General features: G+C 70.6%; 21 protein-coding genes. 13 read left to right on the forward strand and 8 right to left on the reverse strand.

Features of this window, described 5'->3' with window-relative positions:
• The first annotated feature begins 485 nt into the window (after window positions 1-485).
• From VF665_RS16670 to VF665_RS16680, 3 genes are all read left to right on the forward strand, one after another.
• Window positions 486-2,984 carry a PEP/pyruvate-binding domain-containing protein gene (locus VF665_RS16670; protein ID WP_331054576.1) on the forward strand — a complete coding sequence of 833 codons (2,499 nt, stop codon included), beginning with the start codon at window positions 486-488 and terminating at the stop codon, window positions 2,982-2,984.
• A gap of 38 nt (window positions 2,985-3,022) precedes the next feature.
• Window positions 3,023-3,469: a lysozyme inhibitor LprI family protein gene (locus VF665_RS16675; protein WP_331054577.1), complete on the forward strand. Its 447-nt coding sequence runs from the start codon at window positions 3,023-3,025 to the stop codon at window positions 3,467-3,469.
• A gap of 64 nt (window positions 3,470-3,533) precedes the next feature.
• Entirely contained in the window at window positions 3,534-3,911 is a 378-nt protein-coding gene (locus VF665_RS16680; RefSeq protein WP_331054578.1) for a hypothetical protein, read from the forward strand.
• Between the two features lie 792 nt (window positions 3,912-4,703).
• Here the strand turns inward: VF665_RS16680 and VF665_RS16685 are convergent.
• Entirely contained in the window at window positions 4,704-5,432 is a 729-nt protein-coding gene (locus tag VF665_RS16685) for a MerR family transcriptional regulator (RefSeq protein ID WP_331054579.1), read from the reverse strand.
• Window positions 5,433-5,678: 246 nt separating this feature from the next.
• Between VF665_RS16685 and VF665_RS16690 the strand changes: the two genes are divergently transcribed.
• Complete coding sequence (locus tag VF665_RS16690; RefSeq protein ID WP_331054580.1) at window positions 5,679-6,005, forward strand: hypothetical protein; 327 nt, start codon at window positions 5,679-5,681, stop codon at window positions 6,003-6,005.
• Window positions 6,006-6,874: 869 nt separating this feature from the next.
• On the opposite strand, the gene VF665_RS16695 is transcribed toward VF665_RS16690, so the two are convergent.
• The 3 genes from VF665_RS16695 to VF665_RS16705 all read right to left on the reverse strand — a co-directional run bounded on the left by VF665_RS16695 (window position 6,875) and on the right by VF665_RS16705 (window position 9,555).
• On the reverse strand, window positions 6,875-8,101 hold the full coding sequence (locus tag VF665_RS16695; protein ID WP_331054581.1) for an FAD-dependent oxidoreductase: 1,227 nt from the start codon (window positions 8,099-8,101) through the stop codon (window positions 6,875-6,877).
• A 150-nt stretch (window positions 8,102-8,251) separates the two neighbouring features.
• Window positions 8,252-9,004: a PP2C family protein-serine/threonine phosphatase gene (locus VF665_RS16700; RefSeq protein WP_331054582.1), complete on the reverse strand. Its 753-nt coding sequence runs from the start codon at window positions 9,002-9,004 to the stop codon at window positions 8,252-8,254.
• Window positions 9,001-9,555: an FHA domain-containing protein gene (locus VF665_RS16705; protein WP_331054583.1), complete on the reverse strand. Its 555-nt coding sequence runs from the start codon at window positions 9,553-9,555 to the stop codon at window positions 9,001-9,003. The genes VF665_RS16700 and VF665_RS16705 overlap by 4 nt, the downstream gene beginning before the upstream one ends.
• A gap of 186 nt (window positions 9,556-9,741) precedes the next feature.
• On the opposite strand from VF665_RS16705, the gene VF665_RS16710 reads away from it, so the two are divergent.
• Both VF665_RS16710 and cax read left to right on the forward strand, forming a co-directional pair.
• On the forward strand, window positions 9,742-11,436 hold the full coding sequence (locus VF665_RS16710; RefSeq protein ID WP_331054584.1) for a diguanylate cyclase: 1,695 nt from the start codon (window positions 9,742-9,744) through the stop codon (window positions 11,434-11,436).
• An 866-nt stretch (window positions 11,437-12,302) separates the two neighbouring features.
• Window positions 12,303-13,439: a calcium/proton exchanger gene (gene cax, locus VF665_RS16715; protein WP_331054585.1), complete on the forward strand. Its 1,137-nt coding sequence runs from the start codon at window positions 12,303-12,305 to the stop codon at window positions 13,437-13,439.
• A gap of 520 nt (window positions 13,440-13,959) precedes the next feature.
• Here the strand turns inward: cax and VF665_RS16720 are convergent.
• A complete protein-coding gene (locus VF665_RS16720) occupies window positions 13,960-14,541 on the reverse strand; it encodes a helix-turn-helix domain-containing protein (RefSeq protein WP_331054586.1) in 582 nt (193 codons plus the stop codon).
• 80 nt (window positions 14,542-14,621) lie between these two features.
• Between VF665_RS16720 and VF665_RS16725 the strand changes: the two genes are divergently transcribed.
• The 6 genes from VF665_RS16725 (at window position 14,622) to VF665_RS16750 (ending at window position 21,278) form a co-directional block, all read left to right on the forward strand.
• A complete protein-coding gene (locus tag VF665_RS16725; RefSeq protein ID WP_331054587.1) occupies window positions 14,622-15,455 on the forward strand; it encodes an SDR family NAD(P)-dependent oxidoreductase in 834 nt (277 codons plus the stop codon).
• 91 nt (window positions 15,456-15,546) lie between these two features.
• Window positions 15,547-15,849 carry a hypothetical protein gene (locus VF665_RS16730; RefSeq protein ID WP_331054588.1) on the forward strand — a complete coding sequence of 101 codons (303 nt, stop codon included), beginning with the start codon at window positions 15,547-15,549 and terminating at the stop codon, window positions 15,847-15,849.
• 250 nt (window positions 15,850-16,099) lie between these two features.
• Complete coding sequence (locus VF665_RS16735) at window positions 16,100-18,661, forward strand: heavy metal translocating P-type ATPase (RefSeq protein WP_331054589.1); 2,562 nt, start codon at window positions 16,100-16,102, stop codon at window positions 18,659-18,661.
• Between the two features lie 448 nt (window positions 18,662-19,109).
• Window positions 19,110-19,487 carry a cupredoxin domain-containing protein gene (locus tag VF665_RS16740; RefSeq protein ID WP_331054590.1) on the forward strand — a complete coding sequence of 126 codons (378 nt, stop codon included), beginning with the start codon at window positions 19,110-19,112 and terminating at the stop codon, window positions 19,485-19,487.
• 532 nt (window positions 19,488-20,019) lie between these two features.
• A complete protein-coding gene (locus VF665_RS16745; protein ID WP_331054591.1) occupies window positions 20,020-20,640 on the forward strand; it encodes a hypothetical protein in 621 nt (206 codons plus the stop codon).
• 89 nt (window positions 20,641-20,729) lie between these two features.
• Window positions 20,730-21,278 (forward strand): hypothetical protein, encoded by a 549-nt coding sequence (locus tag VF665_RS16750; RefSeq protein ID WP_331054592.1) that lies wholly within the window; start codon window positions 20,730-20,732, stop codon window positions 21,276-21,278.
• A 95-nt stretch (window positions 21,279-21,373) separates the two neighbouring features.
• Here the strand turns inward: VF665_RS16750 and VF665_RS16755 are convergent, their stop codons facing one another.
• Window positions 21,374-22,066, reverse strand: a complete 693-nt coding sequence (locus tag VF665_RS16755; protein WP_331054593.1) for a queuosine precursor transporter — start codon at window positions 22,064-22,066, stop codon at window positions 21,374-21,376.
• 193 nt (window positions 22,067-22,259) lie between these two features.
• Between VF665_RS16755 and VF665_RS16760 the strand changes: the two genes are divergently transcribed.
• Window positions 22,260-22,940, forward strand: a complete 681-nt coding sequence (locus VF665_RS16760; RefSeq protein ID WP_331054594.1) for a DUF4349 domain-containing protein — start codon at window positions 22,260-22,262, stop codon at window positions 22,938-22,940.
• A gap of 304 nt (window positions 22,941-23,244) precedes the next feature.
• Here the strand turns inward: VF665_RS16760 and VF665_RS16765 are convergent, their stop codons facing one another.
• Entirely contained in the window at window positions 23,245-24,285 is a 1,041-nt protein-coding gene (locus tag VF665_RS16765; protein ID WP_331054595.1) for a hypothetical protein, read from the reverse strand.
• Between the two features lie 7 nt (window positions 24,286-24,292).
• Window positions 24,293-24,604 (reverse strand): TonB-dependent receptor (locus VF665_RS16770; RefSeq protein ID WP_331054596.1); only part of this gene is annotated, 312 nt, incomplete at its 5' end.

Here is a 24,604-nt window from a genome sequence, read left to right on the forward strand (position 1 = left end):
CCCCGACTCGTGGCCGCTGACGCGTCCACGATCGAGGCTTCAACCGACCCGGCGGACACCCCGGCGCAGGTGGCGTACGACGGAGCCCCGGATGCAGTCCGCGCAGGCGGACTTCGTGCTTTTCCAGCGGCGAATTCATTCGCTCTGGGCACGGGGGACGCGACTGCATCGCCGTCCGCGCCGTCTGAACCGGCCCGGCAAAACGCCCGGTGTCACGCGCCGTACCCGTCCCGCCGATAAACCGAACCATCCGCCCACACCGCAGCCCCCCTCGCCCGCTGCGGGAGAGGACGCTGGGGGGGGTGAGGGGCGCCCGCGGCATGCTCCGATGGGGCCCGACGCCCCAGACCGCAGTTGCCGTGTGCCCCCTCTCCCACATCTGTTCGTGGGAGAGGGTGGCGAGCCTAAGCGAGCCGGGTGAGGGCCACAGCCCGGCGACGCACCCGTGATCAACGATTCCGTTCTCCCGTCAGCATACCGATCCCATGCATGCACTCCTGGAGTTCTCCGATCCCGCGGCGACGGAAACGGCCGTCTCTGGCGGGAAAGGCGCGAGCCTCGCCCGACTCACGCAGGGCGGGTTCGGCGTTCCGCCGGGCGTCATTGTCCCCGCGGAGAGCTATCGCGCTTTCCTGGCCTCCGTCCCCGGCCTGGCGGACCTCGCCGCCGCGCTTACGCCGGAGGACGCGCCGCGGCTGCACGCGCAGTGCGCCGACATCCGCGCGCGCCTCACGGAGAGTCCTTTGCCGCCGCAGGTGGACGCCGCACTGCGCGAACGCCTTCCCGCGCTGCTGGCCGGCGGGCGCGTGTCCGTGCGCTCCTCCGCGACGCTGGAGGACCTCGCCGGAGCCGCGTTCGCCGGGCAGCACGACACGTATCTGAACGTGGAGGGCGTGGACGACGTGATCGACGCCGTTCGCCGCTGCTTCGCCTCGCTGTGGGAGGACCGCGCGGTCCGCTACCGCCACGAAAAGGGGTTCGCGCCCGACGCCGCGGCCATGGCCGTCGTCATCCAGCGCATGGTGCGCAGCGAGGTGGCGGGCGTGGCGTTCTCCATGAACCCCATCACCGGCGCGCTGGACCAGGTGGTGGTCAACGCCGCGTACGGGCTGGGCGAAACGGTGGTGTCCGGCGAGGGCGGCATTGACCAGTTCGTGCTGGCCAAGCGCACGGGCGAGGTGGTGGAGCAGTCCATCTCCACCAAGGAGCACGCGCTCGTCGGTGGCGCGAAGGGAACGGAGCGGGTGGAGGTGGACGCCGCGCGGCGCGACGTGCCGTGCCTGGCGGAAACCGATCTGCGCGCGCTGGCCGACATGGTGCGGCGCGTGGAGCGGTTCTACGCCTTTCCGCAGGACGTGGAGTGGGCGCTGGCCGAGGGAGAGCTGCACCTGCTGCAGTCACGTCCCGTGACGGAGTTTCCCGAGCGGTGGACGCGCGACGAGTCCGCGGAGCGCTTTCCCAGCCCTGTCACGCCGCTCACATGGGACTTCACCATGGACGGGTTTCACGAGTCGCTCACGTACTCGCTGGAGTTGATGGGGCTGCCGCCTTTTCGCGGCGCATGGTTCGACCGTTTCGACGGATACGTGTACGGCAACCAGACGGCGGTGCAGCTGTTCACCGCCGGGCAGCAGGTGTCGTTCGAGAGCCTGGACGAGCTGCGCGCCATGCGCGAAACCATGGTGTCGCAGTACCGCTGGGTGCAGGAGCTTCCCGTCACCTGGGCGCGCGACCTGGACCGCTACCTGCTGGCGCTCGGCCGGCTGGGCGCGGTGCCGCTGCACACGCTGACGGATGACCAGGTGTGGCGGCAGATGCGTGACATCGACGCGCTGGGCCGCGCCTACTTTCTGCCCAACATCGCCATCTCCATCACCCACGGCGTGCTGCACCGCACGCTGTACCGGCTGGTGCACCTGCTGGCGGGGGCGGAAAAAGCCCCGGTGCTGTACGACGCGCTCAACTCGTTCAGCGAGCTCAAGACCAGCCTGGTGAACGGCGATCTGTACCGCCTGTACCGCATCGCCGCCGCGGAGCCCGCCCTGGCCGCGCTGCTGACGGGCACGGACCGGCGGCGCGTCTGGGATGACGGGTTGCTGGAGGCGCACCCGCGCTTCCTGTTCGCGTTCCGGCGGTTTCTGGAGGATCACGGGCACCGCGAGGTGGAGTTCGACACGTACGTTCCCACGTGGAGCGGGCAGCCGTGGGTGGTGCTGGAGAACCTGCGGCTCATGCTGCTGCAGGGCGACGTTCCCGATCCCGGCGCGCGCGAGGGCGACCTGCGCGCCCGCCAGTCCGCGGCGGAACGGGAGTTCCTGGCCGCCGTGCCGGAGGAGCTGCGCAACTTCGCGGCGGAACTGCTGCGCCTGGCCCGCGCCTACACCGCGCTGGACGACCTGGAGCACTACCAGACCACGCGCCTGAACCCGCTCAGCCGCGCGGCGGCGACCGAACTGGGCGCGCGGCTGGTGCGGCGCGGTGTGCTGTCCGTGGCGGAAGACGTGTTCTTTCTGCGCAAGCGCACGCTGCAGCGGCTGATGGAGAACGGCGGCGGCGCGGACGCGGAGGCGACGGCGGAAGCGGCCGAGAACCGCGCCGCGTACGAGCGCCAGCGCGCCACGCAGCCGCCACGCGTGTGGGGGCAGGACAACGCGCCGCCGCCCGAGGGCGCGCTGCGCGGGCTGGCCGGGTCGCCCGGCGCGGCGGAGGGGCCGGTGTGCCTGGTGCACGGCGTGGAAGACTTCGCGCGCTTCGTCCCCGGCTCCGTGCTGGTGGCGCGCACCACCAACCCCGCGTGGACGCCGCTCTTCTACTCCGCGGTCGCGGTGATCACGGAGAGCGGCGGACCGCTTTCCCACGGCGCGGTCACGGCGCGCGAGGTGGGCATCCCCGCGGTGATGGCCGTGCACGGCGCGCTTTCGGCGCTGCGCGACGGAGAGGTCGTCCGCGTAAACGGAACCCAGGGCGCGGTGTCGCGCCTGTGACGCCGCTGTCGCCTTTTGAACCTGTGCACCCCCGAGTCATGCGCGCCGTGTTCCTCCTTGTCTGTGCCTTCCTTCCTGTTGCCTGCACGGCGCCCGAACCCGCGGCCAGGGCGGAGGCGCCCGCCGCCGCCCGCCCCGCCGTGGCGGAAAAGGCGGCCCCGCGCGACACGACGGTGTCGGACTGCGCACAGCGGACGACCATCCAGATGCAGTACTGCCTGTCCGGCGTGCTGGACCGCGCGGAAACCCGGCTTCAGGCGCTGCAGGACAGCATCGGGGCGCGCGCGGGGGCGGAGACCGCCGCCGGGCTCAAGAGCGCGGGCGAGAGCTGGACGGCGTACCGCGAGCGGGAGTGCGAGGTGCGGGGCGGGATGTTCAAGGGCGGGAGCCTGCAGAATCCGGAAATCCTGATGTGCAGCATCGAGGTTACGGACAGCCGCGCCGCCGTCCTGCGCGCCACGTACAGGGACGTGCTGAACCCGTAGGACGGGGCGGTTTCACGGATGTGAAGCCCCCGTTGTGTCCGACTTTATCATGGAGGCAACGTTCATGAGGTACACGGTCGCGGTTCTCCTTGCGCTTGTCGTGATGATCGCCACCTGCCGCCATGACCCGCCGCGGACCACCATCATCAACCAGATCCCTCCTCCCGTCATCATCCTGCCGCCCAGCGCGCCGGATGACACGGAGGATGACGGCCCGGAGCCCATCGGCGTACCGCCCGAGCCGCCCGCCGGTCCTCCCGAGGAAGCGGATGGAGAGGGCGGCGGCTTCGTTCGGGGATTCGTGGACGATGGGCTCGCTCCGTATCCGGCGTGGAACGGGTACGATCTGGATTGCGATGACGTAAACGGTCCGGTGCGCGTGGACGGCCCCGATCCGCACCGCCTCGATGGAGATGGCGACGGGGTCGGGTGCGAGGGCTGAGGCGGCGATGGAGCGGCGGAACGGGGCACTTCGGAGGCTTTGGCGCATGCTGAGGCACCCCGTAGCCCCTCTCCCGGCGGGCGAGGGGAGCCGTTCGGTGCGGTTGGTCGGTTCGGTGCGCGTGCGCGGGCTGTGGCCCTCACCCCGCGTGCTGCGCACGACGACCCTCTCCCACGAACAGATGTGGGAGTGGGAGCACACACCAACGGAAGTACGGGGCGGTTCGGAACGATCGGCGCGGCGACGTCCAGAGCGAATGGATTCGCCGCTGGGAAAGCACGAAGTCCGCCTGCGCGGACTGCGGCGGCCACATCAGCGTGAGCAGCACGCGCCGGGCGTCCCGCCGGTCGGTTGAAGCCTCGATCGTGGCCGCTTCAGCGGCCACGAGTCGGGGCTTCCCGCTGTTGGAGCGGCGGATTCATCCGCTCAGGGCCGGGCCGGGCCCGTGCGCTTCGGATCGTGCCCCGCGACGGCGGGCGGCCCCTCCCCCGCCCCTCCCCGCGCAAACAGCCGCGCGGAGAGGGAAGAATTCGCACCGGGGCTGCAGCCGGCGCCGGAGCAGCCTCACGGCAGTATCGTGAGGCTTCCAGCCGTTGTTGCGGCGAGTTCACTCGCTCAGTCGTACCAACCATCCGCCCCGTGCAGGTGAAGTCTCCCCGTCTGTTTGGGGAGACTTTCCGCCGTTGTTGCGGCGAATTCATTCGCTCCCACGCGAACAGCCCTCCCCCGAAACCATCCAGGGGAGGGCTGCTCATTTTCATCCATGCAGGAGGGCGATCATCCGGCCATGGCTCAGGACGCCGAACCCGCGGCCTTGGCGCGGCCGATGTATCCCATTATCTCGCGCATTTCCGCGGCGTTGATGCCCTGGACCTCCGTCTCGTTCTCCCAGACGGCGCTGGCGCTGCGCGCGATGCCCGGGTCGCCGCCGGTGAACTCCGCCAGCAGCCCCATCCACCGCCGCGCCAACTCCTGCACGCGCGGGTCCGCCGGGTCCGTGCCCGCCTGCATCTCGGCGCGTACCTCGTCCATCAGGCGCGGCCACTCGGCCTCCACCTCACGGATGCGCGCCTCGCCCACGATCTCGCGGCGCTGGTTGAGGTACTCCATCTGCTCGGGCGTGTAGTATTGCTCCATTCTCGTAATCTCCTCGATGGTGTGGATCAGTTCGTCGGGAGAAACGCGGTGGGCGTGCTCCAGCCCGGCGGCGACCCGGTCCAGCCGGTCCGCCAGCCGCTGCTGGGCGTGGATCTGCTCGCGCAGCCGTGCCGCGTGCATCCGCACCACCTCCAGCGGCGCCATGCCGTCGCGCAGCACCGCACGGACGTCGTCCAGCGCGAACCCCAGGCTTCGCAGCGAAACGATCTGCTGAAGCCGGCCCACGTCCACCTCGCCGTACAGCCGGTGCCCCGCCGCCGTCCGGTGCGACGGCGAAAGCAGCCCGATCTGGTCGTAGTGGTGCAGCGTGCGCACGGTAAGCCCGGTCTGCTTCGCCAGTTCGCCCACCTTCCAGGTCCGCATCCGCGAATCTCCCTCGTTCATCCCGCGTGTGTTGTGGCCACGGCAACATGCTAAACCCTCACGCTACGTCAGGTGCAAGGGGGATGTAGAAACGCAGTTCGCCGGGCGCGCGTGGCGATCCGGTATGTCGTTGGGATGAGCGGATTTGCGCTGAACCGGCATCGCATCCGGATGGATGGGAAGAACGCGCGGGGCGCGGCGGCGTACTACTCTGCTGCTCCGTTCCTCGCACCTGCTTTCGATCAGATGACCAGGCCCAAGCCCCGCAACAAGAACAAGCGCGTCCCGTTCTGGATCACCATGGACCTGGGGTGGATCCGCGTCGTCGCGATCGTGGGAATCGCGTTCGCCATTGTGGCCGTTCTGCAGAACCGGCCGCGCACGGGGAGCATCGCCGAGTGCCTGGACCAGTACGATCGCGCATCGACGGCGCGCGATTCGGCGCGTGTGGACAGCCTGCGCCCGTTCGGGACCAAGAAGATGCCCGGCGAGTCGTGCGGCTCGCTGCGCAAGACACCGGCGTACGCCCGCGCCCTCCACGACCGCCACCCCACGCCCCGCCCCGCCGGCTGACCCTTCCCGCGGCGGCAACCCGAGGGCTTCACCAAGCCAAAAAGCCGCGCCCCTGCCGGGAAGTTGACAAAGTAGCCAAACAAGATTGGCGGCGCCCCTCTCCACCTCTGATCGCGGAAGCGACGGCGATCAACAGGAGCCGGGTGACGGCCACACTTGGAGCTGAGGGCCCGTGTGGAATAATCGGAGCCCGGCGCGTGCTGCTGAGCGACTGAAGTCGCCGCAACGACTGCGGAAAGTCTCCCCAAAACAGACGGGGAGACTTCACCTGCACGGGGGTTCGGGTGCCGGAGTGGGCGGCGGAGCCCGGGGCGGCCCCCACCCGGGCCGGCACCACCGGCCCACCCTCCCCCAAAACAGACTGGGGGAGGGTTGCCGGGGCGGACGGCTCGAGACGGATTCCCAGATTCGTGCAGCGCCGGTTGGTTGAGCGACTAAAGTCGCCGCAACAACGGCTGAAAGCCTCACGATACGACCAGAGGCTGGCCCCGAGCGGGCGACCGCTTCGCCGCCGAACGCCGCCCGCGCGCTGAGGTCTCCCTTTCTCCCGCGACAGCGGGGGAGAGGGCCGGGGAGAGGGAGCCTCTCCGCCTGCACGGCACCGTCCGAAGTGCACCGGACTGCCGTTCTCCCGATTGCGCTTCGCTTCCGGCCGGGAGGGGAGCGGGGAGCGCCGGGGAGGGGCCCACAGCCGCGGCATGCGCCGAAGCCGACGCCCCGCACTGCCGTTGCCGTGTGCTCCCTCTCCCACATCTGTTCGTGGGAGAGGGTGGACGCGTCTCAGCGCGGACGGGTGAGGGCCACAGCCCGCGCCCACACTCATCCGTCCGATCCGCCCAGAATTCCGTGAGATGTGCCTCTCCCACCCCTCAGCCGAAACGGCTCAGGGCAAAGGGGAGGATGGCGTCGGGCGTGGTGCCCGTCATGAGCAGTTCGGCCATCGCCATGGCCGTGGCGGGGGTGAGCAGGATTCCGTTGCGGCCGTGCCCGGTGGCCAGGAACAATCCTTCCACCGGCGTGGCGCCCAGCACCGGCAGCCCGTCGCGGCTCACGGGACGCAGGCCGGCCCACGTCTGCAGCAGCGGCAGATCGTAGATGCCGGGCAGCACCTCCCACGCGTCGCGCAGCAGATCCAGCACGCCGCCCGCCGTCATCCGCATGTCGAAGCCCGCCTCCTCGCTCGTTGCCCCGATGACGAGGCGCCCGTCCGCGCGCGGGACCAGGTACACGCGCCGGGTGCGCACCACGTGCGCGAGCGTGAGCAGCGGCGACATCTCCAGCGCCAGCAGCTGGCCCTTCACCGGCCGGACGCGCGGGGCGGCGGCGGCCGTCTCTCCATCCGCCAGCAGCAGGCGCGTCCACGACCCCGTGCAGACGAGCACGCGATCCGCCGCGATCCGCTCCTCCGCGGCGCGATGCTCGCCGGCCTGCGCCGCACCCTCTCCCGCACCCGGAGCCGCACCGCACGGCGCGCCAGCCTCCGCGCCCGGGAGCGTCGCGACCGGACGTGCCCACACGCCGCGCGCACGGCCGCCCTCCACGTCGATGCGCGCCACCTCCCAGCCGTCGCGCAGGGTGCCGCCGCGGGCCAGAAAGGCGCGCCGCAGCGCCGCGCCCAGAAGGCGGCTGTCCACCTGGTGGTCCGTGGGCGCAAAGAGCGCGGCGGGCACGCGGGGGCCCAGGTGCGGCTCGCGCTCGCGGGCCTCGTCGCCGCTCATCCACTGCGTGGGGAGCCCGAGTTCCTGGTGATACGTCCACTGCCGCCGAAGCCACACCGCCTCGTCGCGGTCCGCGGCGGCAATCACCGTCCCCTCCGTGCGCAGGCCGATGGACTGCCCCGCATCCGCCTCCAACTCCGCCGCGAACTGCGGATACAGCGCCAGCGACGCCCGCCCGAACGCCAGCGCGTCCGGATCGTCGAAGCCGGCCTCGCTGAGCGGCGCCAGCATCCCGGCGGATGCCCACCACGCGCCGGTCGGCCGGTCGCACTCCGCCCCGTCGCGCTCCAGCACGGTCACGTCCACCCCCGCCCGCGCCAGCCGCCACCCGATCGCGAGCCCCATCACCCCACCCCCGGCGATCAGCACGTCCGTCATCCACCCCTCCCGGTTCGCGGGACGGACGAACGAAAAACGGCGCCCGGCCAAGAGTCAGCCGGGCGCGCGGGTGTCGGGATCGGAGTGGAGTTCATCAAAAGACCACGGTGGATCGGGCGGATCATCGAGTCGCGGGGATGACGAAAAACGTCAATCCACCGCCCCGTCGATCTCCACCAGCACGGCGGTGATGTTGTCCTTGCCGCCCTTTACGTTGGCGCCGCGGATCATGCGCGCCACGCGCTCCTCGATCTGCAGCTTCATGGTGAGCACGCGGCCCAGGTCGCGGTCCGTGAGCATCCCGGTCAACCCGTCGCTGCACAGCAGAAGCTGGTCGCCGGGGACCAGCGTTCCGGCCAGCAGGTCCGGCGTGTCCAGCGGGTCCGCGCCCAGCGCCCGCGTAAGGATGTGCGACAGGTGATGGCGGCGCGAGCCGGCCGGGGTGAGCCGTCCCTCGTCCACCTCGCGCTGCACCCAGGTGTGGTCGCGCGACACCTGCGCCAGCTCGCCGCCGCGCAGCAGGTACGCGCGGCTGTCGCCCACGTGGCCCATGCGGTACGTGCCGTCCGTGCACAGCACGATGGCGGTGGCCGTCGTCCCCATTCCGTACGTTTCGGGGTGCGCGTCCACGTGCTCCAGGATCGCCCTGTCGGCGGCGCGGAACGACTCGACCATCGTGGCCGCGAGGGCGTCGGCGTCCATCCCCGCATCCACCCCCGCGCGCAACGCCCCGCCGATGGTTTCGGCCGCGATGGCGCTGGCGATTTCCCCCGCCGCGTGCCCGCCCATGCCGTCGGCCACCAGGAACACGCCGCGCTCCGGGTCCATCACGAAGCTGTCCTCGTTCCCCTTGCGCACCCGCCCCACGTGCGTGGCCCCGGCGGCCCGCCAGTGAAGCCTCACGGGTACGCCATCGCAAGCACGGGGAGCGGCACCGTGACCAGTCCGGTGCTCACGGGCGTGGCCTGCGTCATGGTGTAGACGATCATGGCGATCACCGCCAGGATGACGAGGACCACCACCGCCAGCCAGACCGGGAAGCCGCCGCGCTTTTGCTCGCGCAGGGTGCGCGGCGCCTCGGGGGCCACGTACTCCGCGCGGGCCGCCTCCACGTTGGCGGCCTCCACCTCGCGGAACTGCAGCTGCACGCCGCCCAGCCGCACAGTGGCGCCATAGGGAAGCGGGGTGGGCTGCTCCGGCGCCAGGCGCGCGCCCCCTACCGCCGTGCCGTTCACGCTCCCCAGATCGGTGATGCTCCACCCGCCGCCGGCAAACTCCAGCCGCGCGTGCCGGGCGGATACGGAATCGTCGTCGATGACCACGTCGCAGGCGGATGCTCGCCCCAGCGTGACCACCGGGGCGGGGACGGCGAGCTCTTCGCCCTGAAGCGGGCCGGCCACGCGGGCCAGGCTTGCGAGCGCTCCCGCACGCCCGGACGGAACAAGGCTCGACATCGGCGCGGCGTCTCCCTTGGCTGGGAATGAGAAAAGGATTGCGGTGCAACGGGTTGCCCCCAGAGGGGCGGAACGTAGGGCACCGCCGGGGTCCCTGCAAGTCGCGAGCACAACGATTCGCTTGACCGCGCGCACGGTTGCCTGTACCCTTGTGGGATTCCCCTCCATAAATCAGCGCGCACTCCCGTGACGCCCCGCCGTATTCTCCTCTTCCTGCTTCTCTGGTTCGTTCCCATGGCCGCGCACGCGCAGGCCGGGGACACGCTCACGCTCGGCACCTGGAAGTTCCACCGCGGCGACAACGCCGGGTGGGCCGCCCGCGGCCTGGACGACCGCGCCTGGCAGCGCATCCGGGGCGGCGTGGAGTGGGAGGCGGAGATCGGCGCCTACGACGGCTTCGGCTGGTACCGCCGCGAGGTGGCGCTCCCCGAAGCCATTGCGCACGGGCCGGTGGGCATTCACTTCGGCTCGGTGGGCGACGCCTTCGAGGTGTTCTGGAACGGCGTCCGCATTGGCGGCAGCGGCGGGATGCCCCCGGAGTTCGTGGAGGGCGTGCAGCCCATTCTGTTCTGGGTGCCGGACTCGGTGATGGCCCGCGCGCGCGACGGGCGACACGTGGTGGCTGTGCGCGTGTTCAACGAGTATGCGTACGGCGGGCTCATCTCGCCCGTGCGCGTGGGCCGCTACGACGTGATGGCGGCGCGCCACTCGCCGCGTTCGGTGGTCATCGGCGGGCTCGTCTCGTTCTTCCTGGCCATCGGCGTGTACCACCTGGCCTTCTTCCTCCGCCGCCGCGGCGCGCGGGAGAACCTTTGGTTCACCGTGGTGTGCGCCTGCGTTTCCGTCTATGGCGCCACCTACGCGGACCCGGTGCAGGCGCTGGTGATGCCCGTCATCAACCCGTACCGGCTGGGGGTACTGGCCCTGCTGGCGGGCGCACCGTTCTTTCTCAAGCTGGTGAACGAGCTGTTCGGCCTGCGCGGCGGCCGGCGGCAGTGGATGGTGATTCTGGCCTTTGCCGCTTCGTGGGGCGCGGCGCTGGTGCTGCCGCTGGGGCTGCTCTCCGACTTCAACACCGTGCTGGACGCGGGGATGGCGCTGGGGCTGCTGGTGATGGTGGCGCGTGCCTGGCGCGCCTCGCCCCGGGGCACGCCGCACGGCCGCACGCTGCTGGTGGGCACCGCGGCGTTTTCGGCGACCCTGACGTACGACGTGCTGAGCGAGTACAGCGTGGTGCCGGTCGCGCACCTGCTGCCGGGAACCCCTTCGGCCTTCTGGCTGGGATACCTGGTCTTCGTGCTCTGCGTGGGGCTGGCGACGGCGGGACGCTGGGCGGTGACGGAGATCACGGCGCTCACCGACCCCATGACGGAGCTGTCGCGCCGCCACGTGCTGGAGGATGCGCTGCGGCGCGAGGCGCAGCGGCTGCGGCGCACGGGCGGCTCGTTGGCGCTGGTGTTGATTGACCTGGACCACTTCAAGCGGATCAACGACACGCACGGGCACGGCGTGGGCGACCAGGTGCTGGCGCGCGTGGGGCGGCTGATCCGCTCCAGCGCGCGCAACCTGGACCTTCCGGCGCGCTTTGGCGGCGAGGAGTTCGCGGTGCTGCTGTACGATACGGACCTGGCGGGCGCGCTCTCGTTCGCGGACCGCTTTCGCGCCACGCTGGCGGAGATGCGCGTCCCTGTCCCCGGGGGCACGGTGGGAGTCACGGCCAGCCTGGGCGTGGCGGTGGGCGCGGACCTGGTGGATGCGGACGCGCTGGTGGCCGCCGCGGACCAGGCGCTGTACCGCGCCAAGGGGAGCGGCCGCGACCGTCTGGTGAGCATCACGATGCACGACGGGGCGCGGGGGGATGATTTCGTGGTGACGAGGTAGAGGGGGAGTGCGGGAGTGCTGGGTGCGTGAGTGCGGAACGGCAGTACGAGAGTACGAGAGTACGAGAGTACGAAAGTGGGCTAGGAGTGGCGACGGATTGTGGAACTCGGCTCGGTGCCCGCGCGGCGCCGGGCCGATGTTGTTTTCGGCGGGCTGGGGGGCTGAGCGACTGAAGTCGCCGCAACAACGGCTGAAAGCCTCACGATACTGCTGTGAGGCTGCACCTGCTCGGGCGATGCGTTCGGTGCCGCACGCGGCGCTCCTGAGCGGATGAATCCGCGGCTCGAAAAGCGGTAAGCCCCGACTCGTGGCCGCTGACGCGTCCACGATCGAGGCTTCAACTGCACGAGGCCGCAGATTCCGGTTCGGTTTCTCCCCTCTCCGTGCGGCAGTTTGCACGGGGCGGGGCGGGGGTGGGGCCTCCGCAGCCCGCCGCACGCACCGAACCATACCCCGCTCCCAACGGCAACCCCGAAGCCGCGGAGCGGGTGGAGGGGGTTGGGGGAGGGGGCCTCCTGCGGCCGCGCCAAACACTCCGAAGCTCACTGTGGTTGCGGTTCTCCCCTCTCCGTGCGGCAGTTTGCACGGGGAGGGGCCGGGGGAGGGGCCGGGGGAGGGGCCTCCGCAGCCCGCCGCACGCACCGAACCATCCCCCGCGCCGAACGGGCTCCCCCTCGCCCGCTTGCGGAGGGAGGGCTGGGGTACGGGGGCACTGGGCACGTGGCACTTGGCACCTGGCACTGGGCACTGAGCACTTGTCACTCCGCACTCCGCACTTCCCCTCCTCGTTGCGCGCGGGCGGCCCGCGGCTTACTCTGCGCGCCGTCCGCGCCCGAGGCGCACGTCCCCTGTCCGGAGCACGTTTCTTGGCGACCACCACCCCCAAGGCCGGCCTCTTCTCGGCCGCCAACCTGATGAACCTGCTGCTGGTCTTTGTGCCGGTAGCCATGCTGATGGAGTGGTACTTCCACTCTTCCCCCACGGCGCTGTTCGTGGTCGCGTGCCTGGGAATCATTCCGCTCGCGGGACTGATGGGGCACGCCACCGAAGAAATCGCCGAGCGCGTGGGCGAAGGCGTGGGCGGCCTGCTGAATGCCACCTTCGGCAACGCGGCGGAGCTCATCATCGCCATCGTGGCGCTGCGGGCCGGGCTGTTCGACCTGGTGAAGGCGTCCATCACGGGGAGCATCATCGGCAACGTGCTCCTGGTGTTCGGGCTCAGCGCGCTGGTGGGCGGCGTGAAGTACGAGACGCAGCGCTTCAACCGCACCGCGGCCAGCCTGGGGTCCACCCTGCTGGTGCTGAGCGCCGTGGGGCTCGTGGTGCCGGCTATCTTCCACCAGCTGGTGGGCAACACCGCCGCCGCCGCGGAGCGCAACCTGAGCACCGAGATCGCGGTGGTGCTCATGCTCACCTACATCGCCAGCCTCTTCTTCACGCTCAAGACGCACCGCCACCTGTACATGGGCGATGCGAGCACCGACGCGGAGCCGGCCCACGCGCCTTCCAAGCCGCTGGGGCGGTCCATCGGCATGCTGGTGCTGGCCACCATCGGCGTGGCGGTAATGGCGGAGTTCCTGGTGGGCGCGGCCACGGAAACGGCGGAAGTGCTGGGGTGGAGCGAGGTCTTTGTGGGCGTGATCGTGGTGGCCATCATCGGCAACGCGGCGGAGCACTCCACCGCCATCATCATGGCCGCCAAGAACAAGATGGACGGCGCGATCAACATCGCGGTGGGCTCGTCCATCCAGGTGGCGCTCTTTGTGGCGCCGCTGCTGGTGTTCCTGAGCTACTTCATCGCGCCTCAGCCCATGGACCTCATCTTTACGCCGCTGGAGGTGCTTGCGGTGGGGCTGTGCGTGGGGGTGATGGCGTTCTGCAGCAACGACGGGGAAAGCCACTGGATGGAGGGCGTGCAGCTGCTGGCGGTGTACGTGATCCTGGGGATCGCGTTCTACTTCCTCCCCGCCGCCGCTTCCACAACCGGCGCCGGCGCGCACTGACCCCGAGGTGGACCGGCACGGCGGATCAGCGCGCTGAGCGACTGAAGTCGCCGCAACAACAACGGAAAGTCCCCCCAAACGAACGGGGGGACTTCACCTGCGCCAAGCTAACGGTTCTTGCTGTTCTCCCCTCTCCGTGCGTCTGTTTGCACGGGGAGGGGCCGGGGGAGGGGCCCGCGCGCAGCGCGGCGCCGTTGCCGAACCCGGCCCTCCTGAGCGGATCAATCCGCCGCTCGGAAAGCAGGAAGCCCCGACACGACGCCCACAGGCGCCGTTCGGGGCTTCAACTGCATTTGGGACCCGCACCGAGGTTGCGGCTGCAGTCCGCGAAGGCGGACTTTGTGCTTTTCCAGCGGCGAATTCATTCGCTCTGGACAAGCGGCCGCACCGCATCTCGCGATGCGCACCAAGGCGTCGGCTGCAGTCCGCGAAGGCGGACTTCGCGCCGTTGTTGCCGCGACTTCAGTCGCCCGTCATCACCCGTCATCACCCGTCATCGCCCGTCATCGCCCGACAAACCTCACCGGTACGGCTCCAGCACCGCCTCGATCTCCCCGCGCACCCACTCCGCCAGCGTCCCCTCGCGGTAGATCGCCCAGGTGACCAGCGCGCCGTTCAGCGTGTTCTGCACCGTCCGCCCCACCCCGTCGGGATCGCAGTCTCCCAGCTCGCCCGCCGCGGTCGCCTCCTCGATCAGCGCGGAAATCTCCTCCAGCGTCGCCCGGGCGTGCTGCAGCGCCAGGGCGTGGAATTCGGGATCGGTCAGGTCGATCTGCAGAAACGCCAAGTGGTTGACCACCTCCTCCGGCGTCTGCATGGGGCCGCCTTCGCCCGCCAGCGCATCCATCAGCGCGTTCAGCGGCGACGAGGGGAAACGGGCGCGCGCCTCGTCGAACTGATCTTGGACGGAGCCGGCGCCGGACCGCGCGACGGCCAGCAGCAGCTCACGCTTTCCGCCGAACCGCTGCACCAGCGCGGCGGCGGACAATCCCGCCTCGGCGCCCACGTCCGCCAGCGTGAGGCGCGACGGGCCCATGCGGCCGATCACCCGGATGGCGGCGGCGACGATCTGCTCAGTGGAGGCACTCCGCGGACGCGGCATCGGGATCTTGACTGGATTATGAATGTCCGTTAATTAACAATGCGGCGGGCAGCGTTCCACGTCAAGCTTGGAGCAACGCAATGGCGAGCATGCAGGGTACGGTGGCGGTGGTGACCGGCGCAACGCGCGGTGCCGGGCTTGCGATCGCGCGCGTGCTGGGCGAGCGCGGCGCCACGGTCTACGTCACGGGCCGCAGCACCCGCGGCGCGGCGACCACCGACGGCATGCCGGGTACGGTGCAGGACGCGGCGGACGCGGTCACCGCGGCGGGCGGCACGGGAGTCGGCGTGCGCTGCGACCACACGATGCAGGCCGACGTGGAAGCGCTGTTTGCGCGCGTGCGGCGGGAACAGGGCGGGATGGACCTGCTGGTGAACAACGCGTGGGGCGGATACGAGGGCGCGCCCGGACTGCCCATGAAGCCGTTCTGGGAACTCGCGTCCGCGTGGGACGGCATGATGGTGGCCGGCGTGCGCGCGGCGCTCGACAGCAGCCGCTTCGCCGCGCCGCTGCTGGTGGAACGCGGCCGCGGCCTCATCGTCAACACGATTGCGTGGGCAGAAGGCGAGTACCTGCGCCACCTGTACTACGACTTGGCCAAGTTCTCGCTGGCGCGCATGGCGTACGGCATGGCGTGGGACCTCAAGCCGCACGGCGTCGCGGCGGTGGCGCTCGCGCCCGGGTGGATGCGCACGGAGCGCGTGATGGCCGCGCACGCCGCGAACCCGTTCGATCTGGCGTCCACCGAATCGCCCGAGTACCTGGGCCGCGCCGTCGCCGCGCTCGCCACGGACGCGCAGGTGATGCGCTGGTCCGGCCGGGTGCTTACCGCAGGTGCCCTGGCCCGCGAGTACGGATTCACCGACGTGGACGGCCGCCAGCCCGAGCCCTTCCGCATGCCCGCTGGCGTGTAGTGCGCAATCGCGCTATGGCGCTGTCTTGAAGTGGCCGAAGCAGACGTTTTCCTGCGCCGAAAAAAGCATCTCCCTCTGCAACGGAGGCCGCATGCGCCTGATCCCGATCCGCGTGTTCGCTCTCGCCTCCCTGGCGCTGCTCACGGCCTGCGCGGGCGATCGTCTTACCGTCCCACAGCTGAAGCCGGACGTAGCGCCCGTCGTCAGACTCGACGGGTCCCTCTCAGGCGTTCCCGTCAACGAACCGCTTCGCGTCTTCATCGACGGCTCACTCGTGGAGGGAAATGCGCTGCAGGCTGTCGATCCGGCGCAGATCGCCACCATCGAGGTGCGCAGGAAGACGGAGACGAACCCGTTCAACGAGATCTACATCACGCTGCGGCAACCGCGGTGACACCATCCGAGAGACGATGACCGCCTGCTCTGATCGGGTGCAGAGCACACGTTGAACGTTCAGTATCTCTGTTCCTGTTATGTAGCTCGTCTTGCGAAGCGGCGGGGCACCCTGGGTGCTCCGCCGCTTCGCATTCCGGAACACGTTGGATGATGACCGTTGACACGTCGCGCATCTTGCTCCATAATAGGGGGGAGGGGTATCCGGACAGCAGGAAGGTCCGGGATGGACACCGACGGTGAGGTGGATGATGAACACGCAGAACGGTGACTCGGCGGGCGACGGCGGCGGCGGCAAGACCGTGCCGGTCGTTCAGCTTACGATGGGGAAGCGGGCGGACGTGGCGCCGGGCGGCGAGCGGCTGGAACTGCCGATCACGGGAATGACCTGCGCGGCGTGCGCGCGCCGCGTGGAAACCAGGCTGAGCCGCGCGCCGGGCGTGCACCGCGCGGGGGTGAACTTTGCCACCGGCCGCGCCACGGTGGAATACGACCCCGCCGCCACCGGCCTTCCGTCGCTGATCGGTGTGGTGCAGAACACCGGCTACGGCGCCGCCGGGAGCGCCCGCGCCGTCCTGCCCCTCGATGGAACCTCGTCTGCATCGGCGGAGAGCATCGCCCAGGTGCGCGGGATCGCGGGTGTGGTGACGGCGGACGTGGAGGGCGGCGCGCTGCGGATCGACTACCTGGACGGCGTCACGGACGAGCGCGCGCTCCGTGACGCCGTTCGTGCGCTCGGCATTCCGCTGGGCGACGCCCCGCGGGCGGACGACGCCGAGCCCGTGGACGTGGAGGCGGAGAACCGCGCGGCGGAGTATCGCGACACGCGCCGCAAGTTCTGGGTGGCGGCCATTCTCTCCCTCCCCGTGCTGGTGCTGGCGATGAGCCACGGGCGCATTCCGCTGCTGGCCTTTCGGCGCGTGGAGTGGGTGCAGCTGCTGCTCACCACGCCGGTGGTGCTGTACGCCGGCGGCCAGTTCTACCGCGGCGCGTGGGCCGCCCTTCGCCACCGCGCGGCGGACATGAATACGCTGATCGCCACGGGTACGGGGACGGCGTACCTGTACTCCCTTGCCGCCACCGTGCGCCCCGCGTGGTTCGCCGGCGACGCGCATGCGGGGATGGGCGGAATGCAGGGCCCGCCCGTGTACTTCGAGGCGGCGGCCGTCATCATCGCGCTCATCCTCCTGGGGCGCATGCTGGAGGCGCGCGCCAAGGGCCGCACCGGCGACGCCATCCGCCGGCTGATGGGGCTGCAGCCGCGCACCGCCCGCGTGCTGCGCGGCGACGTAGAGGCGGACATCCCCATCGCCGACGTCGTGGTGGGCGACGTGATCGTGGTGCGCCCGGGCGAAAAGATCGCGGTGGACGGGCGCGTGGCGGCCGGCGCGTCCGCGGTGGACGAGTCGATGCTCACGGGAGAGAGCCTGCCGGTGGAAAAGGCGCCGGGCGACGAGGTGTTCGGCGGCACGCTGAACCGCACGGGCTCCTTTCGCTTCACGGCCACGCGCGTGGGGCGCGACACGGCGCTGCAGCGCATCGTGCGGATGGTGCAGGACGCGCAGGGGTCGCGCGCGCCCATCGCCCGCATGGCGGACGTGATCAGCGGCGTGTTCACCCCCGTGGTCATCAGCATCGCCATCGCCACCTTTGTCGCGTGGTTCATCCTTGCGCCCACGGAAACGCGCTTCACGGACGCGCTGGTGGCGTTCGTTTCGGTGCTCATCATCGCCTGCCCCTGCGCGCTGGGCCTGGCCACGCCGACGGCGATCATGGTGGGCACCGGCAAGGGCGCGGAGCACGGGGTGCTGATCAAGGGCGGCGAGAGCCTGGAGACGGCGCACCGGCTGGACACCATCATCCTCGACAAGACGGGGACCATCACGGAGGGCCGCCCCGCGCTCACCGACGTCGTTGCGGTGGAGGGGTTTGCGGAGGATGAACTGCTGGGGTGGATCGCCAGCGCGGAGCGCGGGAGCGAGCATCCGCTGGGCGAAGCGATCGTCCGCGGCGCTCGGGACCGCGGGCTGGCGCTGGCGGATGCCGATTCGTTTGGCGCCATGGCCGGGCACGGCATCCAGGCCACGGTCGCTGGGCGGGCGCTCCTGCTGGGCAACGCACGGCTGATGGCGGAGCACGGGGTGGACCTCGGCACCTTGGCCGCCCGCGCGGACGACCTGGCGGGCCAGGGGCGCACCCCCATGTTCGCCGCGGTGGACGGGCGCGCGGCGGGGCTGGTGGCCGTGGCGGACCGGGTGAAGCCGGAGTCTCGGGAGGCGGTGGCCGCGCTGCGCGGGATGGGGCTGCGCGTGGTGATGATCACCGGCGACAACCGGCGCACGGCGGAGGCGGTGGCGCGCGAGGTGGGTGTGGACGACGTGCTCGCCGAGGTGCTGCCGGACGGCAAGGCGGCCGAGGTGAAGCGCCTGCAGGATGCCGGGCGCCGCGTGGGAATGGTGGGCGACGGGATCAATGACGCGCCCGCGCTGGCGCAGGCGGACGTGGGAATCGCCATCGGGACGGGGACGGACGTGGCGATGGAGGCCAGCGACGTTACGCTGATGCGCGGAGACCTGCGCGGCGTGGCGAGCGCCATCCGCTTGTCGCGCGCCACCATCCGCACGGTGAAGCAGAACCTGTTCTGGGCGTTCATCTACAACGTGATCGGCATTCCCATCGCGGCGGGGCTGCTGTATCCCGTGACCGGATGGCTGCTGTCGCCCGTGCTGGCGAGCGTGGCGATGTCGCTTTCCAGCGTGAGCGTGGTGGGCAACTCGCTCCGGCTGCGGAGATGGAGTCCGGCGCGGGGGTGAGGTTCGCGGGTGGATGGATAGATTGGTGTGGGGTCGGGCAGATTGCTCCCCTCGCCGAGTGGCTGAGCGAATGAATTCGCCGCAACAACGACGGAAAGTCCCCCAAACAGCCGGGGGACTTCACCTGCACGCGGCGGCGGGTGCCGGTGGGGGGCAGGGGCACCCGGTGCGACCGCATGCTGAGCGACTGAAGTCGCCGCAACAACGGCTGAAAGCCTCACGATACTGCTGTGAGGCTGCACCGGTGCGAGGGACGGGTCGGCGCCGACCTTTGGCCCCGCGCCGAACGGCTCCCCCTCTCCCGCGGAGCGGGTGGAGGGGGTTGGGGGGAGGGGGCTTCCTCCCGCCGCACCGGCACCGTCCGAAGCACACCATACAGGTCCGTCGCACTTTCGTACTCTCGTACTTTCGTACTTTCGTACCTTCGTACTTTCACCCGGAGGCTCCCATGGACACCACCGAACTCTCCGTCCTGCTCGCCGGCATCGCGCTGATCGCGCTGGTGCTGTGGTACTTCCTGGGCGAGCGGCAGGCGGTGGCCGCCACCGAATCCGGCGGCGTGCAGGAAATCGACATCACCGTGCACGGCGGCTATTCGCCGTCCGTGGTCACCGTGCGGCAGGGGCGGCCGGTGCGCCTCAACTTCTTTCGTGACGAGACGAGCTCGTGCAGCGAACAGGTGATCCTGGGCGACTTTGGCATCGCGCGCGACCTGCCGGCGCACCAGACCACCGCGGTGGAGTTCACCCCGGACCGCGCAGGCGAGTTCACCTGGACCTGCGGGATGAACATGCTGCGCGGCAAGCTGATCGTGCAGCCCGCCTGACCCGCCGCCCGGATGCGGCGTTGAGGGCGGCCGCCGCGGATTCGCCGAGTCCGAAGATCGAGGCGGATCACACGCCAACCGCCGCGCGGTTCGGCGCGGGGGATGATCGATCAAGCCCAAAGGTCCCAGACGGCGCGGCAGATCGCCGACCTCCCTGAGCGGATGAATCCGCCGCTCTGAAAGCGGGAAGCCCCGACTCGTGGCCGCTGTCGCGTCCACGCTCGGGGCTTCAATTCAACTGCGTCGGATCCGGGACACACCGCGCCGGACTGGGGTGTGCTCCCTCTCCCACATCTGTTCGTGGGAGAGGGTCGTCGTGCGCAGCACGCGGGGTGAGGGCCACAGCCCGCCGCCGCACATCGACCTTGATCGCCCACACCGACTCCGCTCACCAACCCCTCGGACGCCGCACCGCTCGTCGCCATCGCACTGGATCCTGCATCCATCGGTTACGGACGCTGAAGGCCGTCGCGGCCCCGGTCGTGCGTACCGGGGGCGCGTTCCCCTTCACCCGCACCTTGATCCCCACGCCATGCGGCTGAACGAGCTTGCGCGCGAGTACGAGAGCCAGCGCTACCCGCCCACGCGCCGCCTGGACCTGCAGGGCGAAGGCCCCGACACGGCGCGGCAGCGCGCCCTGCGTTGGATCCAGAGCCACGCGCACGAGCAGCCCGGCGTTGACCTGCTGCTGATCGTGGAGCGCGCCCGCCGCCCCGGCGGGCGCAGCGGCCCCATCCGCACCAGCATTGAAAAGTTGCTCGCCGAGCTGCAGGGCGGCCTGGTGGACTGGTGGCAGCCCTTTGCCGAAGGGAGCCTGGCCGTGCGCGTCGCCGCCGACCCGCGGCGCTGGGGCAAGGCCGCGCCCACCCCCGACGACCCCACCGAGGGCCGCAGCGACGAAACCGCCGGCCGCGCCTACCTGCATCCGGAAGCCGACATCCCCGAGCCGCTCATCCCTGTCGCGCGGCGCGCGGCGGAGCTGCGCCGCACCCGCGAGGGGCAGCCGGTGGGCGTGAGCGACGTGGTGCTGCGCGAGGTGTGGATCGAGGCACAGGCCGCCGCGTTCACCGACCGCATCGACTGGGAAACGGCGCTGCGGGCCATTCTTGCCCAGGAAGAACGCCGCATTCTGGAAGCGTACGACCGCGACTGACCGCCGCCCCTCTGGACAGCGGGCCCCGCGTGCCCCATCTGTTCTGCTCCAGGCGTTTCCCCTTCCCGCCCTACCTGACCCGACTTTCGATGAACAACGCGCAGCCCATTCCGCCCATCATTCCCGGCCCCACGCCGCCCGGCTCGCAAAAGAAGGGCTGCCTCAAGGCCGCGGGCATCGGCTGCGGCGTGCTGCTGCTGCTCTTCTTCCTGTTGATCGTGGGCGGAATGGTGTTCTTCAACCGCAACAAGGAAGGGATGCAGGCGTCCGCGGCGGAAGGCGCGCAGTTCGGCACCACCACTGACGAGGACGGGTGCATCGCCGAGGGAAAGAAGCGCGCGGCGAACATGAACGGCATCACCGAAGGCATCAAGGTGGGCACGTTTGCCCGCGGCTGCCTGGAGTACAGCCGCAGCACCCCCGGCTTCTGCACCGGCGTTCCCGCGCCCACCTCCATCCGGCAGACGGCGGAGTGGCGCGTCAAGCAGTGCGGCAACGACGCGACCTGCCCCGGGGTGATGACGGTCAAGCAGTCGTACTGCACCGACGGCGCGCCCAAGCGCATTCAGACCGGGGGCGCGCCGCCCGCCGCCACCGGCCCGCAGTCCCCCGCGCCGGCGGACTCCAACAGCTTCTGATCCGCGCCGGGCGGAAAACGAGAGGGAGACGGGGCCATGGCGCTCCGTCTCCCTCTCCGCGTTTTCCCGCCCGCCGTCCCGCCGTCCCGCCGCCGCTACTCCGGCTGGAGCGAGAACGGGGTGAAGTCGGTGCCGCGGTCGAAGTAGTCTTCGCTTTCCGCGCGCTTGAGCGCGGCGACCACGCGGTAGGTGACGGGAAGCGCGATGATCTCCCACACCACCTTGAGCACGTAGTTGGTAGCCATCACCATCAGCACGTCGCGGGTGGCCCACACGCCCAGGAACGCCACGGGATAGAAGATCGCGGTGTCCACCACCGCCCCCAGCGCGGTGCTGCCGATGGCGCGCCACCACAGGTGCCGTCCTTCGGTGGCCACCTTCATGCGCGCCAGCACGTACGAGTTGGCGAACTCCCCGGCCCAGAACGCCGCCAGCGACGCCAGCACGATGCGCGGCGTGCTTCCGAACACCGACTGCAGCGCCTCCTGCCCCGCGAACCCCGGCGCGGGCGGCAGCCGCAGAACGACGACGGTCATCAGGCTGGCGAAGGCCAGCGCGCCGAAGCCGGTCCACACCACGCGGCGGGCGCGGGCGTAGCCGTACACCTCCGTAAGGATGTCGCCGAACAGGTACGAGATGGGAAAGAACAGGATCCCCGCGCCGAAGGTGAACCCCCACAGCTCGCAGATCTTGCTGGGGCCGATGAGGTTGCTGCACAGCAGCACGGTCACGAAGGTGGCGGTGATGAAGTCGTAGTAGCGGTACTGGCGCTGCGGAGCGGGCTGCATGGCGGATGGCGTGCGGGGATGGGGATGGGGCGCGCCGGACCTCTCGCGATCCCGGCGGATGAAGAGTATCCTCTCCCCGCACGGTCTGTCGAGGACGGGCCCTCCGCGCTGTCCCGATCGCCGTCCGCGGTGCGTTGTTTCCGCGCTGTCGATCCCCGCTGTCGCCCGTTCGTCCACCAACCCGGAGCCGCCCGTGCCGCGTCCCCTTTTGCGACTTCTGCCGCTCGTCCTTCTGTGCACCTCGGCCGCCTGCGCCGCGGTGATGCAAAGCTCGCCCACGGCGGCGCCGGAGCGCGTGATCCAGCACGAAGAACTCGTGGTGCGGGGGCGGGCGCAGCAGCGGCAGGTGGTGGAGCGGGCCGCGCTGTCGCTGGTGGCCAACGACCTTCAGCGTGTCGCGCGGACGGCGGACAGCATGGCGACGGCGATGGGCGGCTTTGTGGAAAGCTCGGAGCTGCGCGGCGAGCGCGGGCTGCGGATGACGCTGCGCGTTCCCGCCGCGTCGCTCGGGGCGGCGCTGGACCGGCTGGGCGCCATGGGCCGCGTCACCCGTCGCACGCTGAACCGGCAGGACGTGACGGACCAGGCGGTGGACATCGACGCGCGCCTCGCCACGCTGCGCACCCTGCGCGACCGCCTGCGCGCGCACCTGTCCGCTGCGTCGGCGGTGACGGACCTGGTGGCGGTGGAGCGCGAACTGTCGCGCGTGCAGGGCGAGATCGACGTGCTGGAGGCCCGCGAGCGGGCGCTGGATGCGCGCGTGGCGCTGGCGGGAATCGAACTGGAGGTGCAGCGGCCGCGCGTGCTGGGCCCGCTGGGCCTGATCCTGAACGGCGTGGTGACGCTGATCGGCAAGCTGTTCGTCATCCGCTGACCGGACGACGCGGGGACCAACGAAACCGGCCCGTGCGCATCGCGCACGGGCCGGTTCTTCATACGAGCCCTCCGAAGTGAGCGAGGGCCGGCGCCACGCGTGAGGGATTCGCGCCCGCAGGGCCGAGAACCCGGAGTGGAGGGGCAACAGCAGTATCGTTGCCCCGCAACGGAGGGGGCTCGGCGCCGTTGGCAACAGTTGTATCGTTGCCTACGGCGCGCGAAGCCCGGCCCCGCGCAGCGGGGACACGCCCGAACCCGCTGTTCAGCAGCCCCGAGCACCCCGCCCCCGGAACACGCCCAGCTCAGTTGCCTTCAAAGATGTCCGTGAACGCGATCCCCACCGGGCACACCCCCGTGCGCACCGTGCCGTCCAGCGCGTTTGGCCCCACCAGCCGGTACAGGTACCCCTGCTCCACGCAGTCGCGCGAGTCCGTGATCAGCAGGCGCCCTTCCGGATCGAACGCGATGTCCGACACGATGGCCGAGCCGTTCGGCTTGAAGGAGTTGGCCTGCGAAACGGGAAAGCTGTGGGTGGCCACGTCGTACACGAACACGCCCAGCCCGTACCCGCCGATGTACAGATCCGACCCGCCCCCCGCCTCCAGCGCCGTGGGGAACGCGCCGAAACCGGTGCGGTGGTCCACTTCCACCAGCGTGGTCATGTCGATGATGGAAAGCGACCCGCCCTGCTGCCCGAAGCGCCCCGAGTTGAGCACGTACAGCAGGTTGCCGCGCGCCACCGCCGCCGACGGGTTGATGCCCGACAGCGGAATGGTGCGCGTGGGCACCAGGCTGCTGTTGAGCACGGTCACGCTTCCGTTCCCCGCCGGGGTGAAGTTCACCAGGTTGGCGTTGATGACGAACACCTGGTTCTGCGCCACCACGATGGCCTGCGGGTACACGCCCACCGCGATCTCCGGCCCCGACGTGCCGCTCACCGTGCGCACCGTGGACACGGAGTTGCGCCCGGGGTTGGCCACCATGGCCAGCGTATCGTTCAGGAACGCCACCCCCGTTGCGCCCGAGTTGGCGGGAAGCGGAACGTTGTGCCGCACCACGCCCGCGGTCAGGTCCACCACGGCGGCGAACGGGTACGTGCCCATGGGCACCACGGCCGTGTTGCCCAGCACGGCCAGGTCCACCGGCGTGCCCTGCGCGCCCAGCCCCACCGTGCGCGGCGCCCCGGCCCCGTCGCGCTGAATGAGCGACAGGGTGCGGTCCTCACTGTTCACCACCACCACCAGGCGCTCCTTGAGCCGCGGCCCGCTGGGATCGTTCTCGCACCCGGCGGCCGCAAACAGCGCGGCAAGCGCAACCAGGCGGCGGACATATCGATTCTGCATGTGCGTCCTACGGATTGGATAAAAGGTTCGTGCGCGCCAGGCGCACGATGAAGCGAACCCGGCGTCCGGGCTCGGGAAATCCGGCGATCAGCGCGCCCCGCTCGTTCAGGGCGCGGTCCACGTCCAGCACCGTCTCCGCCGTCCACCCCCGCAGGCGCCAGCCGCGCCCGGCGGCCAGCTCCGTGGTCCAGTACCCCGGAATGGCGTTGGCGTCCGTGGGCGACGGGTTGCGGGTCCCCGTGTAGCGGGCGCGCGCCTCCACCCGCCACGCCCCCGGCGTCCACCCCGCCGACAGCAGCGCGGTGTGGCGCGGGCGGTA

Origin of the sequence: Longimicrobium sp., from assembly GCF_036387355.1 — a bacterium.
In the GTDB taxonomy this organism is placed as follows: Bacteria; Gemmatimonadota; Gemmatimonadetes; order Longimicrobiales; family Longimicrobiaceae; genus Longimicrobium.

What these genes read in the sequence shown, in the direction of transcription:
- VF665_RS16720 (WP_331054586.1), bottom strand. Translation starts at nt 14,541, where the DNA reads ATGCCGCGTCCGCGGAGTGCCTCCACTGAGCAGATCGTCGCCGCCGCC.
- VF665_RS16730 (WP_331054588.1), top strand. Translation starts at nt 15,547, where the DNA reads ATGCGCCTGATCCCGATCCGCGTGTTCGCTCTCGCCTCCCTGGCGCTG.
- VF665_RS16675 (WP_331054577.1), top strand. Translation starts at nt 3,023, where the DNA reads ATGCGCGCCGTGTTCCTCCTTGTCTGTGCCTTCCTTCCTGTTGCCTGC.
- VF665_RS16765 (WP_331054595.1), bottom strand. Translation starts at nt 24,285, where the DNA reads ATGCAGAATCGATATGTCCGCCGCCTGGTTGCGCTTGCCGCGCTGTTT.
- VF665_RS16695 (WP_331054581.1), bottom strand. Translation starts at nt 8,101, where the DNA reads ATGACGGACGTGCTGATCGCCGGGGGTGGGGTGATGGGGCTCGCGATC.
- VF665_RS16680 (WP_331054578.1), top strand. Translation starts at nt 3,534, where the DNA reads ATGAGGTACACGGTCGCGGTTCTCCTTGCGCTTGTCGTGATGATCGCC.
- VF665_RS16670 (WP_331054576.1), top strand. Translation starts at nt 486, where the DNA reads ATGCATGCACTCCTGGAGTTCTCCGATCCCGCGGCGACGGAAACGGCC.
- VF665_RS16690 (WP_331054580.1), top strand. Translation starts at nt 5,679, where the DNA reads ATGACCAGGCCCAAGCCCCGCAACAAGAACAAGCGCGTCCCGTTCTGG.
- VF665_RS16745 (WP_331054591.1), top strand. Translation starts at nt 20,020, where the DNA reads ATGCGGCTGAACGAGCTTGCGCGCGAGTACGAGAGCCAGCGCTACCCG.
- VF665_RS16740 (WP_331054590.1), top strand. Translation starts at nt 19,110, where the DNA reads ATGGACACCACCGAACTCTCCGTCCTGCTCGCCGGCATCGCGCTGATC.
- VF665_RS16725 (WP_331054587.1), top strand. Translation starts at nt 14,622, where the DNA reads ATGGCGAGCATGCAGGGTACGGTGGCGGTGGTGACCGGCGCAACGCGC.
- VF665_RS16755 (WP_331054593.1), bottom strand. Translation starts at nt 22,066, where the DNA reads ATGCAGCCCGCTCCGCAGCGCCAGTACCGCTACTACGACTTCATCACC.
- VF665_RS16735 (WP_331054589.1), top strand. Translation starts at nt 16,100, where the DNA reads ATGAACACGCAGAACGGTGACTCGGCGGGCGACGGCGGCGGCGGCAAG.
- VF665_RS16685 (WP_331054579.1), bottom strand. Translation starts at nt 5,432, where the DNA reads ATGCGGACCTGGAAGGTGGGCGAACTGGCGAAGCAGACCGGGCTTACC.
- VF665_RS16705 (WP_331054583.1), bottom strand. Translation starts at nt 9,555, where the DNA reads ATGTCGAGCCTTGTTCCGTCCGGGCGTGCGGGAGCGCTCGCAAGCCTG.
- VF665_RS16750 (WP_331054592.1), top strand. Translation starts at nt 20,730, where the DNA reads ATGAACAACGCGCAGCCCATTCCGCCCATCATTCCCGGCCCCACGCCG.